The organism is Dysgonomonas sp. GY75 (assembly GCF_015234155.1).
Lineage (GTDB): Bacteria > Bacteroidota > Bacteroidia > Bacteroidales > Dysgonomonadaceae > Dysgonomonas > Dysgonomonas gadei.
The window spans coordinates 51,529-69,495 of sequence record NZ_JADCLQ010000017.1; the positions used below are offsets into that span (position 1 = coordinate 51,529).

Below are 17,967 nucleotides of genomic sequence, written 5' to 3' on the forward strand. Positions count from 1 at the left end.
TACTTTTTCAAATGATTTATAATCAGAATTGGATATTACAACCAATAGAAAAACTTCTTGTTACAGGGGAACTCACATAAGGAGCCATACTTGGAGATAATCCGGTATCATCCAGTTCAGGAGACTCTCCCGAATAACTTGTAATATAAAACAAGTCGCGGGCTGTAACATATACACGAGCTGAAGAAACATAAGGAATCTTTGGCAGCGTATATCCTACTGTCAGATTATCTAATTTTACATAATTACCATTTTCCAAATAATAATCAGAATACTGATAGGATGCATCCACGCCGTCAGTAAAGACAGTTTTCAACACATTATAACCACTCCTCAAAGTTTCCACATTTTCGTATGCCATTTTCTGACGGTTGAGGATATCAAAACCGAATTTTCCGATGAATCCGACTGTAAAATCAAAGTTTTTATAATAAACAGTATTCACCAAACCCAGCCTCCATTTAGGAGCCCCATTACCTATTACGGTTTTATCCGCATCTGTTATTTTATTGGCGCTTACTGCTTCGCCGTCTTTATTATAGAATAGCCAATCGCCATCAGCATCGAATCCGGCAAAACGCTTGCCCCAGAAATTACCTATTTCGTCTCCTTCATATAGACGCACAGCATCGCCCAAATCTCCATATCCTCCAATACCTCCGGTAGAGTAATAATCAGCAGAATTTGCAGAGAATTTCTTCAGCTTATTGGTAAATATCTTCGATCCTGTAAGGGCGACATTCCAATTCAAATCCTTAGTCGATATGGCGGTAGCGTTCAATGTAAGTTCGATACCATCGCTTGATAAAGATCCAATATTAGTCGTATAACTTCCATGAATATTAGAAGGCTGCGGAGCTAATACATTCTGAAGCAACAAGTCATCCGCTTCTCTTTTGTATAAGTCAATTGCTCCCTTAATACGATTGCCTACTACCCCGAAGTCGATACCGATATTCCATTCCTTTTTGGTTTCCCATTTAAGATTCGGATTCGGATTCTTGTTAGGTCCATAAGTCTGCTGCCATGTTCCATCATCTGTCAAGTAAGGATTACCGGTACCCAAAGTTGCTAACGATTGATATGGGCCGATTCCGGAGTTTCCTGTTTCTCCATATCCGATTCTCAGTTTTAAATTTGAAAGAGCAGTAACGGACTCCATGAAACTTTCATTCGATACATTCCATGCTGCCGATACTGAAGGGAAGTTACCCCACTTGTTATTCTTTCCAAATTTTGAAGACCCTTCGCGACGTAGTGACGCCTGCAAGATATACTTATTGTCAAAAATGTAATTAACACGACCAAAGAATGCGATCAGAGTTTCAGATTCTTTATTACTAGCCATACCCGCTTTCCCTGTGGTCAGGTAACTTCCTGCGCCAAGGTCGTTCTCTCCTGTTGCATCATTAAGGAATCCGGAATTGTTCGCTGAGAATTCTTCCCATACTGTATATTGATGGCTATAACCACCGACAATAGACACATTATGCTTATCTAGGAACAATTTGGAATATTCTGCCGTAGGTTCCACTGCGCTTTTATTTCTTACATAATGATATTTGCTTGCATATCCACCACCCTCGTAACTGTTAAGAGATGTTCTGGAATTTTGCTGATAATATACATTATCGTCATAACTGTTACGTGTCAAGCTACCAAACATAGAAAATTTGAGGTCTTTTATCGGTTCAAATATCAGTTTTGCGTCAAGTCCCGATGTGATTTCATATCTTCTGTTTTTTTGTTCGAATAAACGCGCGTACTTATTTTCATCAGAAGTAAGATCCTCATAGAATGACCCATCCTCATTATACATCGGATTAGTAGGATTAGCTTTCAGAGCTGATTCCCAACCCTCATTTCCCAATCGGTTCATATTTTCCTGAATAAGGGAAATATTAGATTGAAACGTCAGCTTATCGTCAAGTCCTATTGATGTTACTGAAAAACGTCCACCCCATTGCTCTCTTGTGTTGGCCTTACCAATACCGCTAAGGTTGCCATAAAATACGGAAGCTCTGTATGATGTGGATTCCGAACCTCCGGTCACCGAGAAATTATGGTTCTGGGATAAATTATTTTTATTAATTATCGCGTCATACATATTTGTATTGCCACCCCTGTCATAGCTCGAAGGATCATTACCTAGAGATGACATTGCAGACTTAAACTCATCTGCATTCATAAACTCAGGAGTGTTAAATTTATAATACCTGCTGAAATAAGTAGAATATTCGAATCGAGGTGTTCCTTTCGTTCCTTTTTTAGTAGTAATAATGATAACACCCGCATTTGCGCGAGAACCGTATATTGCGGCAGCAGAACCATCTTTTAAGATATCCATGGATTCGATATCACCCGGTTGCAACAGATTAAGATTTCCTCCGGGAACTCCATCAATAATGATCAGCGGACTCTTATCTCCATTAATAGAGACAACACCTCTCATCTGAACGGCAACCCCGGATGTAGGAGAACTACCTCCTGTGCGAGTCACAGACAATCCTGCTACCCTGCCTTCCAGCAAGCTCATAACATCACGGCTAGCTGCACCTCCGCTGTTAAAGTCTTCCGGTTTGATCGTTGAAATAGCAGTTGCAACATCAGATCTCTTCATTGTACCGTAACCGACAACAACAACATCATCAAGTACCTTAGCGTCTTCAACCATCACTATATCTAAGTTGGTTTTTCCTTTTAAAGCAATTTCCTGGGTATGAAATCCGACAAGAGAAATAACCAATGTGTGATTTCCATCAGGAACCCTCAGCGAGAATGCTCCTTCTACATCTGTTATAGCTCCGGTAGTAGTTCCTTTAAGCACAACACTAACACCGATCAACGGTTCTCCACTCTGATCTTTTACGGTGCCTTTTACTGTAGCTGCATTTTGTGTAACATCATTAATATCTCTCACGTCATTTGCGGATCCGGAGGCAAATGAGTATTGAACACATATAAACATGAGTAGTAAAAAAAGTATCCGCCTACCATAGCTTTTGTAGTAGCATGTTGAATTTTTATCTACAAATTTTCTCATAATATAATTTTAATTAAGTTAACTGGGAATAAATACACACTTTATTTAAGAGATAAAGAATATCTCAGTGCCTGAACATCATAAATAAAGGATTAGCTGGTTCTTCATAAATAAAGATTTTAAAAAAGTTAATAATCAAATATGTTCACCATGTATCAATACATGGGTATCAGAAGGTTTTTCAGAAAATTTAGACACAAAAAAACCTTATTCCAGAAGGTTTTTAACTTTCTGAAATAAGGTCAATGATTCTTTAACGTATAAAAATCCAGAACAAATGGATACTTTAAGTACCTGTTCTGCTAAGATTAGACTATTTTTTATTAAATTACGTCTCTCTCTCTCTCTCTCTCTCTCTCTCTCTCTCTCTCTCTCTCTCTCTCTCTCTCTCTCTCTCTCTCTCTCAAATTTTCAAGAGAAAAAATGCAGTTAAACATTCCTGTATTTTGTAGTACATTGAACATATATACTGTTTGTTTTATAGAAAACATATATTGTTACTTATTCAATATCTCTCTTGCCTTTCACTTATTGGTGTCAGAGCAATCGTACAGCAATGTTAATTAATATAAAAATACAAGGGACTATCCTATTCGTCCAAATAAGTATACCAGATTGCCAGTGGCGGGCCGAAATACTTATTTGGTATATTAAGACACTGAAGCTAAATGAGGCTGAAATAGGCCTTAATTACTTACGTAGCCGGTATTCTTTGGGTGTCATGTTGTGCTTTTTCAGGAATTCGCGATAGAAGTATGACTTATTGTTAATACCTACCTTATACATGATTTCCTGAATGGTGAGGTTGGTTGTGATAAGCAGTTTGGCAACTTGTGTAAACCTATAATCTTTAATGAAATCGTTAGGGGAAAGTGTTGTTATTTTCTTGAATTTACGATAAAGGCTACGGGTGCTCATATTCAACTTTTCGGCGATGAATTCGGGCCGTAGGTTCTCTTCTTCCATATTATCCGATATAATATCTATAACGGAATCCATGAAAGCTTTATCTTCCTGATGGATCAACTGCCCATCTGAATATTTATACGCACTTTGGGGTGAATAGAAGTAGTCCTTCAATTCATCTTTCACCATTAATAAACGGTTTATGACCGAACGAAGCACAAGTGAAGAGAAAGGCTTCGTCAGATAAGCGTCTGCTCCTATATCGAGCCCCTCCGCCTGTTCTTTCTCACTGATTTTAGCCGATACAATTACGAGCGGTATATGCTTTGTAAATTTATCATCCTTCAGGTTATTTATAAACTCCAGACCATTCATACCCGGCATCATGATATCGGTGATAATAAGGGAAGGGGTCTCCGATTCTATAATTTTGAGGGCTTCGGGAACATTATAGGCACTCCTGATATGATAACTGTCGGATAAAATATCAGAGATGAGCCACACTATATCCTTATTGTCATCAACAATCAGGATTGTCTGCTTCTCTCCTGCGGATTGTCTCAATGAATCGGCATCCATTGGCAGGTTACTCTCTTCATCTGCCAGACGTTCTTCCTCTGTTACCTGAAGCACAGGCAATACTACTATAAATTCAGCAAATTTACCGATTTCACTCCTGACCGAGATATTTCCGCCAAGAGACTCCACTATATCATGGCAAATGGATAGTCCCAATCCATGCCGTGATGCCATCAACGGATAAGAGTCATTCGCCTCCGTATTTTCGAGCACACCGTAACGATCGAATATGGATGGTATGTTCGAATCTTCTATTCCCTGTCCTGTATTGTAAACACTAAGTACAAGCTGTTCGTTATCTATTCCGGCCGATATTTTCACCTTACCTTTTTCTGTAGTATATTTAAAGGCATTGGAAACCAGATTTACCAAGACCCGGTTGAATCCGAATACATTGGTATTCCAATATAAATCGGCAGGTATTGAAACTTCAAATGCTATACTGTTTTCTTCTGCAATAGGAATGAACCACTCCATTTGCTTTCTCACCAAATCTGAAACCGAGGCCTCTTCGACGTAGCTAAAGTCGAACTTGCCTTCCTCCATCTTCCTGAAATCGAGAATCTCCTGTATCAGACCACTCAGGTTAGCTACATTGTCACGTAATATACCTGTATATTTACGGATATTTTTATCTACTTCGGCCGATTTTTCAATATAGTCAGTTACTCCTTTTATTACTGTCAGAGGGGTACAGAATTCGTGAGTAACGTTCGTAAAGAAATTCAGTTTTGCTTCCAATAACTTTTCTTTCTGTTCTTCGTTTATCTTCTGTGCAATCTGCATTTGTTTATCCATTATTCGTTTACGGATAAGGTATATGATATAAGAACATATAAGGGCAAACGCTACCACATATGACAAATAAGCCCAGCCGGTCAGATACCATGGCGGCAGCTTCCTTATTTTTAGAGAATAATATCTCTCATCCGAATCGAACACATCATTTTTGTATCTTACTTTCAGTATATACTCGCCATGTGGAAGATTAGTGAAGGTGACTTCATTTGTTTTCTGGAGTTCGGTCCATGCTGTATTATAGTTATCCAGCAGGTACGAGTATTCATAATTTTCGCCGTTGATATAATCCGTTGCGACAAACGAAATGGTAAAAGAAGAGATATTAGCCCCGATCTCCAGGTATCCGTCTTTTTTATTTGTATAATCGTATAGCGACCGGCTCTCACCGGCTATCTGTAAGTCGAAGAAATACAGGGCAGGTTTATAATTACTTTGCAGATTGACCTCTTTAGGTTCTACCCATGTCAGCCCGTTTATACCACCAAAGAAAAGCCGTCCGGTCTGTGGACACTTCCAATAGGCATCGTCGGAAAACTCTGTTACCTTTAAATCAGGGTATGAGTAATTATGGAAAAAGTCGTTGCGTGGATTATATTTTATCAGACCTTTATTTGTGCTTAACCAGATGCAGCCATCAGCATCTTCGAGTATTCCGTGTATCATATCATTTATCATCCCATTCCGTCTGTCATACTGTTTTATCACAGTATTTCCATCTTTTAAAAACTGAATGCGGGTCATCCCTGAACTAGCACCGATATAGAAGGTAGAATCTTTGCTCTGATAAACACACAATACATCTCCGATAGCTGTATTTTCAGCATTTTTCATCTGTATGAAATCATACTGTTTACTTTTGACATTATAACGTGCCACCCCATAACCTCCACGGCTTCCAACAAATAGGGTAGATGCCCCGTCGTAAAACATAGAATGGAATTCAACACAGGTCTTATCTCCATTTTTCAGAATGTATTCATTCACCGATTTGACTGAAAGACGGGAATTTTCATCCTTAATGATAACTTCGAGCAAACCGTTACCGGCCGTCGCCATCCATAGAGTAGAATCATTCACTTCACAGATCGAATGAACTTTCCCTATTGTACTTCCATCCTTTTCCGATAAAGATTTTATCGTGTTATCCTTATATGAATAATAGGAAAAACCCGGCCCTTCGGTCCCGATCCAGAGTATATTCCGGTATTTACTTCTCAAGAAACAAAATACAAGATTACTCGATAGCCCATTGGCAGTTGTGTAATTTAAAACCTGTGACTGAGACACTTCACGCTGATTGTGTTCATCGTAATTCCTGATTCGCATTATACCATCACCTTTCGTGCCCACCCACAGGTTCTGTGATTCATCCGCATAAATAGACCTGACCGGCTTTTGAGTACCCGAAAAAAAATTGTCGAATATTATGTTTCCGAACAGATCGTGTCCCTGATAGTACATTTGCACTCCTCTCCCATCAGTACCAATCCAGAGTACGTCCTGTTTTTTATCTTTGAGCAGACAGAAGACCCTTATCCCGAGATATACGGTTTCCGGTTTATAATCATTCTCTACATCTAACCTTATCAACCCGTTATCATTGAAGGAGACAAACAAATCGGATTTAAAAGAAACCACACGGGATATCCCTCCATATTTTCCTATCAGCGAAGATAAGTCCGTGATCAATATTCTCTTATTATCTGAGAGATCGTACAGGTAGAGTTTTCTTTCGGCACTTATGTAATAAATCTTGTTATCTTCATAGTAAGCATTTATTATGCTTTTATCGTGTAGTAATGATTCGTTTACCTGCAACCTTATATCATTATTTTTCGAATCTGCGGCAATTTCTATATTTTTCAATTTCCCATCAGCAGTAATCATATAGAGTTCGTCATCACCACCAACGAACAGCGCCTTCACATTATCCATATCGGCCCCGGGTAAATGAATATCGGTAAAATTCTTACTCTCCCGGTTATAATGGGATATATAGTTCTTTTTACTTATAACCCATGTATTTCCTTTCCTATCCGCTGCCAGAAGCTTGGCCTCCGGCAATTCTGGGTACGATTCTATGACTTTTCGTTCTTTCAACGAAAACTTATTCAGCCCCAGGAACGTAGATATCCACAGATTACCTTCGTCTGCTTGTGTGATATTGTGAATAATATTACTGCATAAGGAGAACTCATTATCGAATTCGGACCTGTAAACAAAAGTGTTTTTTCCGTTATACAGATTCAATCCATCGTATGTACCGAACCACATATAACCATCTTTGTCCTGATACATGCAAAGAATCGCATTGTTCGACAAATCGAGTTTATCGGCCCTATGTAGTGTATATGAGGCATAGGACAGGAAGACATTGGACAGAAAAAAGACAGCCAATAAGTAAGACTTCTTGAAAATCCTGATATTTTTTCTATCATAAATGTAGGAAAGCAGATGTTTCATAACCATGGATTGATAAAAAGGGACATTCTTTTTTACAAAAATACAATTAACATCCGGATAAAATAAATAAACGTCATATAATGCTAGGGCAACCACACGAAATTTAGAGGCTGTAATAATATTTTTCGCTAAAACTTAAACAGGCTCCTATTCTTTTTGAAAAACTTTATCTATGGATATAGCTAATAGCTTGTAGCCGTTAGCTTGTAGTTCTTTGATGTATTGGAATAAGTAGTAAGTTATATGAGATACGAGATACAAGTTGCTAACTGATGACTGTAAATAGTGTGTCAGATTTTAACATTATATGGTTAGTAAATACAAATTATACTAATAATCGATATACTAAAACGCTTTTTCGTCTCCTTTGAAAACATTGGCAACTGTGAGGTAGATTATCTTCAGGTCAAGGAAGAAAGTCCAGTGTTCGAGATACCATACATCTCTTTTTACACGTTCTTCCATTTCCTCTACGGTTTTGGTCTCTCCTCTGCATCCGGTTACCTGTGCCCATCCTGTGATACCTGGTTTCACCAGATGACGGACCATGAATTTATCTATAAGGGAACTATAGAGGTCGGTATGTTGGAGCATGTGCGGACGAGGACCGACAACGGACATATCATTCTTGAATACATTGATAAACTGGGGTAGTTCGTCAATACTTGTTTTTCTCATAAATGCCCCCACTTTGGTTATACGTGGGTCTCCTGCAGTGGCTTGTTTTTTGTTTGCTTCGTCATTCAATCGCATCGACCGGAACTTGTAACAGTAAAATTCTTCTCCTTTTATTCCTGTCCTTTTTTGTTTAAAGAATACAGGTCCGGGAGAAGACCATTTTATGATGGCTCCGAAGATGATATATACAAATGGGAAAATAAGGGTCAGTACGAGACCGGAGAAAATGAGGTCGAATGTCCGCTTAATAAATCTGTTTGTAAAATGTTGTAAAGGCTCATACCTAAGACTCAATACAGGAGTAGATTCGATAAAATGTAAAGAAAATCGCCTCCTCATATATTTGTGAAACTCAGGTATAAGATGGAACCGGATCATATTTTTTTCGCAAAATCTTACTAAATCATAGACTAATTCATCCTGATTTCCTGACAGGGTGCAAAACATTTCGTCTACTTTAACATTCTTAACATACTCTTCTATATCAGAAATTTTTCCCAGATAATTCGGTAATATATCTTTCTTTGAAACATCGTTGTCAAAGAAACCTAAAATTTTGTAGCCGAACTCACTGAAAATAAGCGATTCGTATGTTTTTACAGCACTACTTCCTGCTCCTATAATAATGACTTGCCGATAATTATATCCCTTCTTCCTATACGACTTTAACAAGAGACGGAATAATACATGCCATCCTATAAAAATAGTCCCCATGATAAAAAAGCCTACAATCCAAGGAATTATAGGAATACTTATAATGTGGAATATAGAGAATCCTGCAGTTACCAACAATGCATAAAGAGTTATAAATGCTGACGATCGTTGGACTATTTTATCAAGGTATACAACGTTTGATGTAATGTGAAAACGTATAAATGAAGAAGTCAGAAAATAGCACAGGTTAATCAATAGAAATGCAATGATTTTCTCCCTGTAATGAAGGCTTTCGGTTACTTCGTCGTCTTGGCGGAATATGAAAAACGCCAGTAAAAAAAATATATTAATAAGGAACAAGTCGCCAAAACGAACTATCCAATCAATCAGGTAGCCATATCCCTCTTTTCTATCCGTACTATCCATAGTGTAAATAAAAACAGATTGCAAAGATAATATTTAGTTCTCAGATTCTAGCCTATTTACCCCTCTTCTGTATATCATAAATATTATTAAAGCAGATATGATAAAACTTGCAGATATAAGAACTGCATTTTCTTCGAAGGGGAAATTCTCTATCTGGCTTCCTTTTGGCGTATCATAGCACATATGAATGAGTACAACGTTTATAGCATTATGCATTATATGCACAATGACCGGAACCCATATGTTTCCTGACCATACAAACAGATAACCTAGTAATGCTCCTAATAATACCCGGGGTACAAATCCGTAGAATTGTAAGTGAATAGCACTGAAAGTAATCGCGGTGATCCAAATGGCAAGGTGCCGGTTTTTCACAATCTTCAGTATTATTTGTTGTAAGCAGCCTCTGAAAAAGAATTCTTCTGTCAAACCTGCCAAGACCGCAATCACCAAAAGATTGATGATAAGGGATATGATTGTTCTGTCTGCAAATACCAGTTTCAATGTTTTCTCCGCCGATTCCTCATATTCCTTCATCCAATCGAAGAACTCCGGTAATATCATCTGCTGGTTGTAGTACCCTATGCAGTTTATAGCCGGTTGGATAAAAATAATCAAGAGGATTGTACCAAGTAAGAATAATACGTCTATCTGCGTCCTGGTGTTTAAATAATTCTTAATACTGCCCTGATACAAAAAAGCATAAACCAGAGAGGGAATTAAAAACAGACAGACAGTTTGTATTACCTGTGCAATCTGGATGGAGGGCACTGATTGTAATGGATTATCGGCAGGCACCATTAGAAGAATAATCAAGGTAGCCATAATTAGTCCTGAAAAAGAAAGGAAACAGAAGAAGAAAAACTGTGACCAGCCTCCCATATTATATAATATACCTTTGTTGTCCATAGCCGTCACTTTTTATTTTTGATTAATGCGGAGCACAGTTATGCCTGTACAATTCTTTGAAGCCTGGCAGTACTCTAAAAGTGTTTTTTGTTCAATAATCACCTGCTTAGCCTTGCTTGATGCATGGATGAAATGCAACTTCTCTTCTTGCCAATAAGCAATTCCTATATGAGAATAATCTAAACCCTCTATTGATGTAGCAAATACGATTATATCCCCGGTTTTTATTTTTTGCTCATTATTATAGATTGCGACTGTAGGCAGTACTTCATAAGCATTTCTCTTAGAAATACCTTTTTCTATTTTATCCAGCTTCTCGATGTTTTGCTTGTTGTTTTTGAGATGCTTATATAGTTGAGGATGTGTTGTCATAAAGTTGATATTCTTTTTAACCTTCTCCCCTCCAATTTCTGAGCTGATATTTTTCAGCAACCCATGTTTTTCATTTTCATATATCCAATCACTTGTATAATGCAGACGGGATGTATAGCCGACAACCTCACCGTCCCGGTAACGCATTGTTATTAGTGTTTGCAGATAATTGTTGTAAGAAAAATCACCGGATTTGATAACCTGTGACAACGCAATACAATTTTCGACAAAAGTAGTACAATCAAATTCTCTCAGGTTGACAACCATTCTCTCTGTATCCGATACCTCAAGAGTGGACGCAACATATGGTTTTCCCAGAAAATATTTGGCGGTATTGATCAATACTTCTTCAAAAGATCTGTCCCTCTGCTTTTCAAACTGCTTTATATAGGTTTCGTAGATACGCACATCGGACGGAGTGGAGATTATATCTCCTCCTTTCGATACATTCGATAGAGCTAGTAATGAGAGTATGAGTATAACTAATCTTGCAGGTTTCATATTTAAATAACAAAGATATTTAATGATATAACTACCAAAGCAATAGATAGATCCGACACCTTAACTCAGTCCTACAATCTTACCATCTATGATATCAATATATTCAGCCTGAGGGACAGCCGGTAAGCCCGGCATGCGCATAATGCTTCCGGCAATAGCCACTATAAACTCAGCTCCATTGTTAATTACAATATCATTCACAGTAAGAGTAAAGCCTGTCGGTGTACCATAAGCATGAGCATTGTCTGAAAATGAGTATTGGGTTTTAGCAATACAGACAGGATAATGATTGATTCCCTGTTTCTCAATCAGAGCCAACTTTTTGCGGGCTTTATCTCCAATTCTGACTGATGCCGCCCCATATATCGATTTGGCAACCTTGTTAATTTTCTCTTCTATAGAATCACTATCTTTATATGTAAAGCTAAGATTCCGGGATGGCCTGTTCTCTACTTGTCTGACTACCTCTTCCGCAAATTCGATTGCTCCTTCGCCTCCCTTTGTAAAAGAATCATTCAAGGCAAAACTTACGCCCAATTGATGACAGTGATCTTTTATCAATTCTATTTCTTCTTCGGAATCGAAACCATACCGGTTTAGAGCAACCATAACGCTTTGTCCGAACGATTTCATGTTCTCGATATGCTTGTCAAGATTGGCAAATCCCTTTATTAACCCTTCCGTATTTCTCTCCTTAATACTTTCAATCGGTACATTTCCATGCATTTTCAGAGCTTGGGTGGTGGCTACGATGATGGTGAGCTTGGGTGATATTTGCCCCTTCCTGCATTTGATATTGAAGAATTTCTCTGCACCAAGATCTGCTCCGAATCCCGCCTCAGTGATTACATAATCGGCATGACTCATTGCCATCTTTGTTGCTATCAACGAATTGCATCCGTGGGCTATATTAGCAAATGGGCCTCCATGTATGATTGCAGGAGATTTCTCTGTGGTTTGCACCAGATTCGGGTTTATCGCATCCTTTAAGAGTACTGTAATTGCACCGGCTACACCAAGATCTTTCACAGTGAAAGTATTCCCATTAGCAGAATAACCAAGAATAATATTCCCGATACGCCTTTTAAGATCTTCCAAATCGGAAGACAGGCACAGTATTGCCATAATCTCTGATGCAGGAGTAATTTCGAATCCCGTCTCAGCCGGAACCCCATTTTCCGAACCGTTCAATCCTGATACAATATATCTGAGGTTTCTGTCATTTACATCGAGCACCCTTTTCCATACTACCTCTTTGAGATAATTATCTGTACCCCTGTTCCGGTAAAGATAGTTGTCGAGCAGGGCTGTAATCATATTATGTGCGGATGTTATGGCATGGAAATCTCCGGTAAAATGGAGATTGATGTCTTCCATCGGGAGTACCTGGGCATAACCACCTCCGGCAGCTCCGCCTTTCATCCCGAAGCATGGTCCGAGAGAAGGCTCCCGAAGCGCTACGATTGTCTTTTTCCCGATCTTGTTCAGGCCTAAAGCTAAGCCGATAGATGTGGTGGTTTTTCCTATTCCCGCTTTTGTGGGTGTGATGGCTGTTACAAGGATAAGACTGCTCCTCTTCATTTTTTGGTCATCGATGAAGGAGACAGGGATTTTTGCTATATGTTTACCATACTGATGCAGTTCTTCAGCATTGATTCCTGCTTTATTCGCCACATCTGAAATCTTGTCAAGTTGGATACTTCCGGCTATTTCAATATCTGTTTTCATTCTTTGTTACTGTGTATTTTCCGTTGGGAGCACAAAGATATAAATTTTTATTATTCAAAGTCGCGTTTAATAACCTTGTAACAGGGTAAACGAAATATCGGGAATTTTAACCGCTATCCTTATTTACATTTTTTAACCGTATACAGTTAAAATCTGACAGATCTGACAACTTTTCTCTTATTTTTCACTGCCTATTTTGCATCTGCTAACTGTATATAGTTAAAAAGTAACAAAGGTAACACGGAAAACAATTAATAATGAAGAATGAAAAATTAAGAACCAACGGTCAGCAGAGCTAATTTTTTCCCTCGTAACTCGTAACTGCCCGCAGGGCGCAGTAACTTGTAACTCTTAAAAAACGTTACACTATTTCATTCATTCGCTAATATACTAATTTACAAATCTGCTAATTCATTTTTTCAAAGAGCTACAAGCTATCAGCTAAAGGCTAACAGCTATACTTATAGATAAACTTTCTGCATAAAAACACATATTTCGTCTGCCCTCACCTTGTAAGAATGATTGTATAGCTATACAAAATAAGAACAGGGATCAATAGATAATCCCTGTTCAACTATTCCTTAATTTTCTTGTAGTAGTTCTTCCAATTATTGTAGTCTTTTCAGACGGTACAGTAATTGTTGGATTGCTTCCTGATAGTCATCAATAATTGCCTGAGTGAAAGCTTCGGCAAACAATTCCCTTTGGCCTTCTGTATATTTAAAGAAATCCTCGGCATGTTTTACAATGTTTGTAGGATTCTTTGTTTCAGGAATTACAATATCCAGATCTCCTTTTACTGCATAAGAAGTTTCTACCAAACGATCTGTTACATCCAATAGGTCGCCGATGGCCTGATCAAGTGCAATGTGTGCGGCATAGCTTCCTTTACCGGTTATATGCCAGTGGTGAAGTTTCAGACTGCTGTTAAAAGCAAATACTTTACCTAAAAATGTTCCGATTTCTGCATTTACTGATGCAGCTTTCTTTTCTTTTAATGTAGATGTGCTCATAATTATAAAATTTATTTATTTATGTTGTTTCTATATAGACAAAGATAATGATTGCGATTTTCAAATCCAAGTATTAACAATTGAATGTGTAAATGTTAATATTGATTCTATCTATAATAGATTTTTAGTCTGATCTGTCCGATGTACAATAGGTAAACAATAAAAGTACCGCTTTTGTTTCAGTGAATCATGATATTTTATAATGAGCTGATACTCATCCGGTATTTATCAGTCCAAATACAACCGTCTCATTCTCACTATATCTACTTTTAGTTCTTTGACAAGGAAATTCATTATACTGCCGTGATCTCTCTTTATCTGATTTATGCCGGCCTGCAGAAACATACGTTTTACCGTGAATATCGATTCTGCCCGCGGATACTTTGCTATGAAAGCATCATATTTATCACTCAGGTAAATTTTCGACATCAGGTAATCATCCATAACTGTTGCTTCATCCACTCCCAAGGCAAAGAGTACCAGTGCTGTAGCCATACCCGCCCTGTCTTTCCCTGCAGAGCAATGAAATATAAGAGGAGCACTAAGATTGTTCTGCACGATTGCAAAGAATATACGAAAGGCTCTCACGCATGCCGGGTTGCTTACCAGCAAGCGGTTCATATGTTTCATATGAGAGTCGATATTCGTTTTCAGCATATTAGCCTGAATTCCTTCCGAACTGAGATTGCCCGGAGTGATAGCTATAGGATAGGTAAAATGAACGGTTAGAGGCAGTTTGTCCGGTGAACGGCGGGATTCGCTTTGTGCCCTGAAGTCTATAACAGAAGTTATTGGTATACTTGAAAGGTATTTCAGATCGTCGGCTGTAAGATTGGATAATTCGTCTGCCCTGAAAAGCTTTCCCCATTTGGTATATCGTCCATCCATTGTTCTGAAACCGCCCAGATCGCGGAAGTTATAGCCTCCGGCCATGGGAAGGTGTCTTTCAGTGAGAATCAATCGTTCGTTACCACAGACCAATTCAAAATAAACGCGGCTATAGGTACTCACACTAAGGAAGAAACTGCCACTGCCATTGCCTGTCAATATGGGCATAGTTCTGTTTATCGTATCCACAGAACTTCCTGCATACAAAGACCAGTTGCCTTTAGCTTCAAGCTTCAGGCTTGCTTCCTTTGAATATTTCTCCCGTATTATTTGAGCTTTCCAAATGGCTTTATCCATTGTTAACAGAGATGTCCTTTCCTGATAATTATTTACCTCTTCTTTTACCATATTGTTAATACATGGCAAATATACGGAATTAGTTGAAATATTTCCTATCATAGAGTTAAATCACATTCAAGTGTAAAAAAAAGGTAAATCTTCGCAAAAAGAATGCATTCTATTGACAAACACATCAGACTAATGTATCTTTGCTATAAGACCTCCGTTTATCCGGAGATGAAAACCTTATATAATATCGTTATCTGACATATGTTTTAAAGAGATACCAAAGTAATAAAAGAGGTCGGAAGCCTCAACTAAAATGATTGCTTGTGACATGAAATTAAAACTATTTACCTGTGTTACATTATTAGTTACCTTGTATAGCTGTACTTCCAAACCTACAGTGATAGCCTTATGTGAAAGAGATGCTAAAGGTAATTATACATTAAAATGGGAGTTATACCCGGAAACAGATAATGTTCCGGCCGAAATATTCGTGTCGGATAATGATAGCGTTTTCCCATCCATTCCATCTTATACTGTAAAATCAAATGACTATATCGCTATAATAAACAGCACCTCCGACTCGGTAGAAAAGCGTAAATACTTCCGGATAAAGATTGCAGGAACAATGTCCAACATTATCACAAACCGCTTTTTCGAAATGGACAGTATACAGAACTTCCGGGATATAGGCGGATATGTAACAAATGACAATCGTGTTATCCGTTGGGGCAAAATATTCCGTTCGGGTAGTTTCTTTCGCATGACTCCCCATGATAGTACCGAATTATCCTGCCTGGAAATAAAGACGATAATCGATCTACGGTCCGAAGATGTGAAAAGGCCCTTTTTAGACCGTTTCAAAGGTGCGAATAATGTGCGTATCCCCATTTCAGAGAAAGGCTATAGCTCTATTTCACAGAAAGTACTGGAAGGCAAATTTCTTCGTGGCGATGCTGTAATCTATACACAGGATACATATAAGGATATGATTGTAAACTTTGCAGATGATTACGCCCGCTTTTTCGATTATCTCTGCGACGAGAATAATTACCCGATAGCATACAATTGTTACCTCGGTAAGGACCAAAGTGGTCTGGCTACCTATTTTCTCCTCCGCGCGCTAGACGTCCCTCTGGATGTAATAGAGGATGACTATATGTGGTCAGGAATAGGGATAGACCGTACCAAGCTGGTAAAAGATGCCGATAGCCTCACCGAATCCCGCCAGGAAGCACTCACTATGCTTACCAAAACAGACCTTGCATACCTGAAATACGGAATATCGTGCATCAGGGAAATGAGCGGCTCGGTAGATGATTATATGCTTAACCAATTGAAAATTACCCCTGACAAAAAGAAAAAGCTAAAAGAAATATTACTGCATTAACCGGTAAACCCCTATTGCCCCTAGTCTGTTGGTGTTGGGTTGGATAGAAAAATCGAAAAAGGTAACAAAGGTAACACAGAAAAAAATTAATAATTAAGAATGAAAAATTAATAATTAGCTTGTCTTGTTGAGCAAAGCAAAGCATCTTCTTTATTAAAAGGTAACAAAGGTAACACATTTTTAGCTATTAGCTGATAGCCGATAGCTTATGTACAAAACCTGACAAACCTGACGACTTTTCACACAATTTTTATTATCACTTTTTCTTCTAAAAACTCCGTGCTACTCCTTTTACTCCGTGTTTAAAAATAAAAGGTAACAGGTTTTCCATTCAACTGTTATTAGTCAACAACTTGTATCTTGTACCTCGTCTACTCGTATCTCTTTACTTATTACTTTCTCCTTTTCCCTTTCCCTTTCCTCAATCCGTCCTCGATGTGTATCCCGGAGGCAGAAACGGATAAAGATTCACCTTGGGTTTCTCTACCGGAGCGGCGGACGGTTGAGCAACAGGCGGCTGTTCCATAACTTGCCCTTGCTCTGCCTGCTCTTGCCCATTTTCCACTTCTAATCCTTCACTTTTCACTTTTAGTTCTTCTTCCTGTTTCCTATCCACGGCCGCCACTACCTCCGGATTGAGTGAACCGCCCGGACGGAAGCCGTTCTCCTGCAATATCATCAGTTGGCGCCTGGTTTCCTCATCCTGTACTTCGATAACCAGCGGACGGCGCTCCGATGCCAGCAACCGGTCTTTGTCTTTCTTCCTTTCCTCCCGGTCAAGGACATACTTTATAGCGCGGATACTTGGCGGGCAGAATTTCTTTTCCACTACACGGCATTTCTCCACATCGTTCAGCGGATCGTTTTTATCGGGGACATAGGTGACCTTCTCTTTTTTCTGCACGTAGCCTTCCAGCAACTGTTTCAACCCTATGCGTGCCGAGGCTATCATCACATCTTCGCGGTGGTCGATGGCTTCTTCTACCGCTTCTTTAAATTCGGGCTTTTCTTTTTTCCATTCATAAAATGTCTTACGGCTGATTTTAAATGATTTGCAGATTTCTGATATGCTGCACAAATCCTGTTCTATCATCCGGATAATCTCTGTGGCTATTTTTTCTTTATACTTCATAAGATACTTAAATATTAATGGTTAATAATTAGTTTCTTATATAGATAAAGTTTTTTTGATAAATTTGAGGCTCGGCCGATTTTGCAATTCAATTCGCCCCTACAAATGCAAAAAACCATTATATGAATTTTCGTGGGCTTACCCTACTTATTTATCCAAAACTTAGCATTTAATATATTAATTTCTTTAGTTTTGTATA

10 protein-coding genes are annotated in these 17,967 nt (G+C 38.5%); 1 reads left to right on the forward strand and 9 read right to left on the reverse strand.

The window, feature by feature from the left end:
• Positions 1 to 22: 22 nt before the first annotated feature.
• The 8 genes from IR083_RS09370 to IR083_RS09405 form a co-directional block, all read right to left on the reverse strand.
• Positions 23 to 3,043 (reverse strand): SusC/RagA family TonB-linked outer membrane protein, encoded by a 3,021-nt coding sequence (locus IR083_RS09370; protein WP_194224094.1) that lies wholly within the window; start codon positions 3,041 to 3,043, stop codon positions 23 to 25.
• Between the two features lie 690 nt (positions 3,044 to 3,733).
• The gene (locus IR083_RS09375) at positions 3,734 to 7,792 is read right to left on the reverse strand and encodes a hybrid sensor histidine kinase/response regulator transcription factor (RefSeq protein ID WP_199343217.1); all 4,059 of its coding nucleotides are present in this window, start codon (positions 7,790 to 7,792) and stop codon (positions 3,734 to 3,736) included.
• Positions 7,793 to 8,137: 345 nt separating this feature from the next.
• Positions 8,138 to 9,550, reverse strand: a complete 1,413-nt coding sequence (locus tag IR083_RS09380; protein WP_006800765.1) for an undecaprenyl-phosphate glucose phosphotransferase — start codon at positions 9,548 to 9,550, stop codon at positions 8,138 to 8,140.
• Between the two features lie 33 nt (positions 9,551 to 9,583).
• Positions 9,584 to 10,459 (reverse strand): CPBP family intramembrane glutamic endopeptidase, encoded by an 876-nt coding sequence (locus IR083_RS09385; RefSeq protein WP_006800764.1) that lies wholly within the window; start codon positions 10,457 to 10,459, stop codon positions 9,584 to 9,586.
• A gap of 12 nt (positions 10,460 to 10,471) precedes the next feature.
• Entirely contained in the window at positions 10,472 to 11,332 is an 861-nt protein-coding gene (locus IR083_RS09390; protein WP_194224096.1) for an N-acetylmuramoyl-L-alanine amidase-like domain-containing protein, read from the reverse strand.
• 60 nt (positions 11,333 to 11,392) lie between these two features.
• Positions 11,393 to 13,060 (reverse strand): formate--tetrahydrofolate ligase, encoded by a 1,668-nt coding sequence (locus tag IR083_RS09395; RefSeq protein ID WP_194224097.1) that lies wholly within the window; start codon positions 13,058 to 13,060, stop codon positions 11,393 to 11,395.
• 608 nt (positions 13,061 to 13,668) lie between these two features.
• Positions 13,669 to 14,073: a DUF5856 family protein gene (locus IR083_RS09400; RefSeq protein WP_006800761.1), complete on the reverse strand. Its 405-nt coding sequence runs from the start codon at positions 14,071 to 14,073 to the stop codon at positions 13,669 to 13,671.
• 228 nt (positions 14,074 to 14,301) lie between these two features.
• Complete coding sequence (locus tag IR083_RS09405; RefSeq protein WP_242052396.1) at positions 14,302 to 15,309, reverse strand: tyrosine-protein phosphatase; 1,008 nt, start codon at positions 15,307 to 15,309, stop codon at positions 14,302 to 14,304.
• A gap of 268 nt (positions 15,310 to 15,577) precedes the next feature.
• Here IR083_RS09405 and IR083_RS09410 point away from each other — a divergent pair, with 268 nt between their 5' ends.
• On the forward strand, positions 15,578 to 16,636 hold the full coding sequence (locus IR083_RS09410) for a tyrosine-protein phosphatase (RefSeq protein ID WP_194224098.1): 1,059 nt from the start codon (positions 15,578 to 15,580) through the stop codon (positions 16,634 to 16,636).
• Between the two features lie 421 nt (positions 16,637 to 17,057).
• Here IR083_RS09410 and IR083_RS09415 read toward each other — a convergent pair whose 3' ends face one another.
• Complete coding sequence (locus IR083_RS09415; protein WP_194224099.1) at positions 17,058 to 17,768, reverse strand: phBC6A51 family helix-turn-helix protein; 711 nt, start codon at positions 17,766 to 17,768, stop codon at positions 17,058 to 17,060.
• Positions 17,769 to 17,967 lie beyond the last annotated feature (199 nt).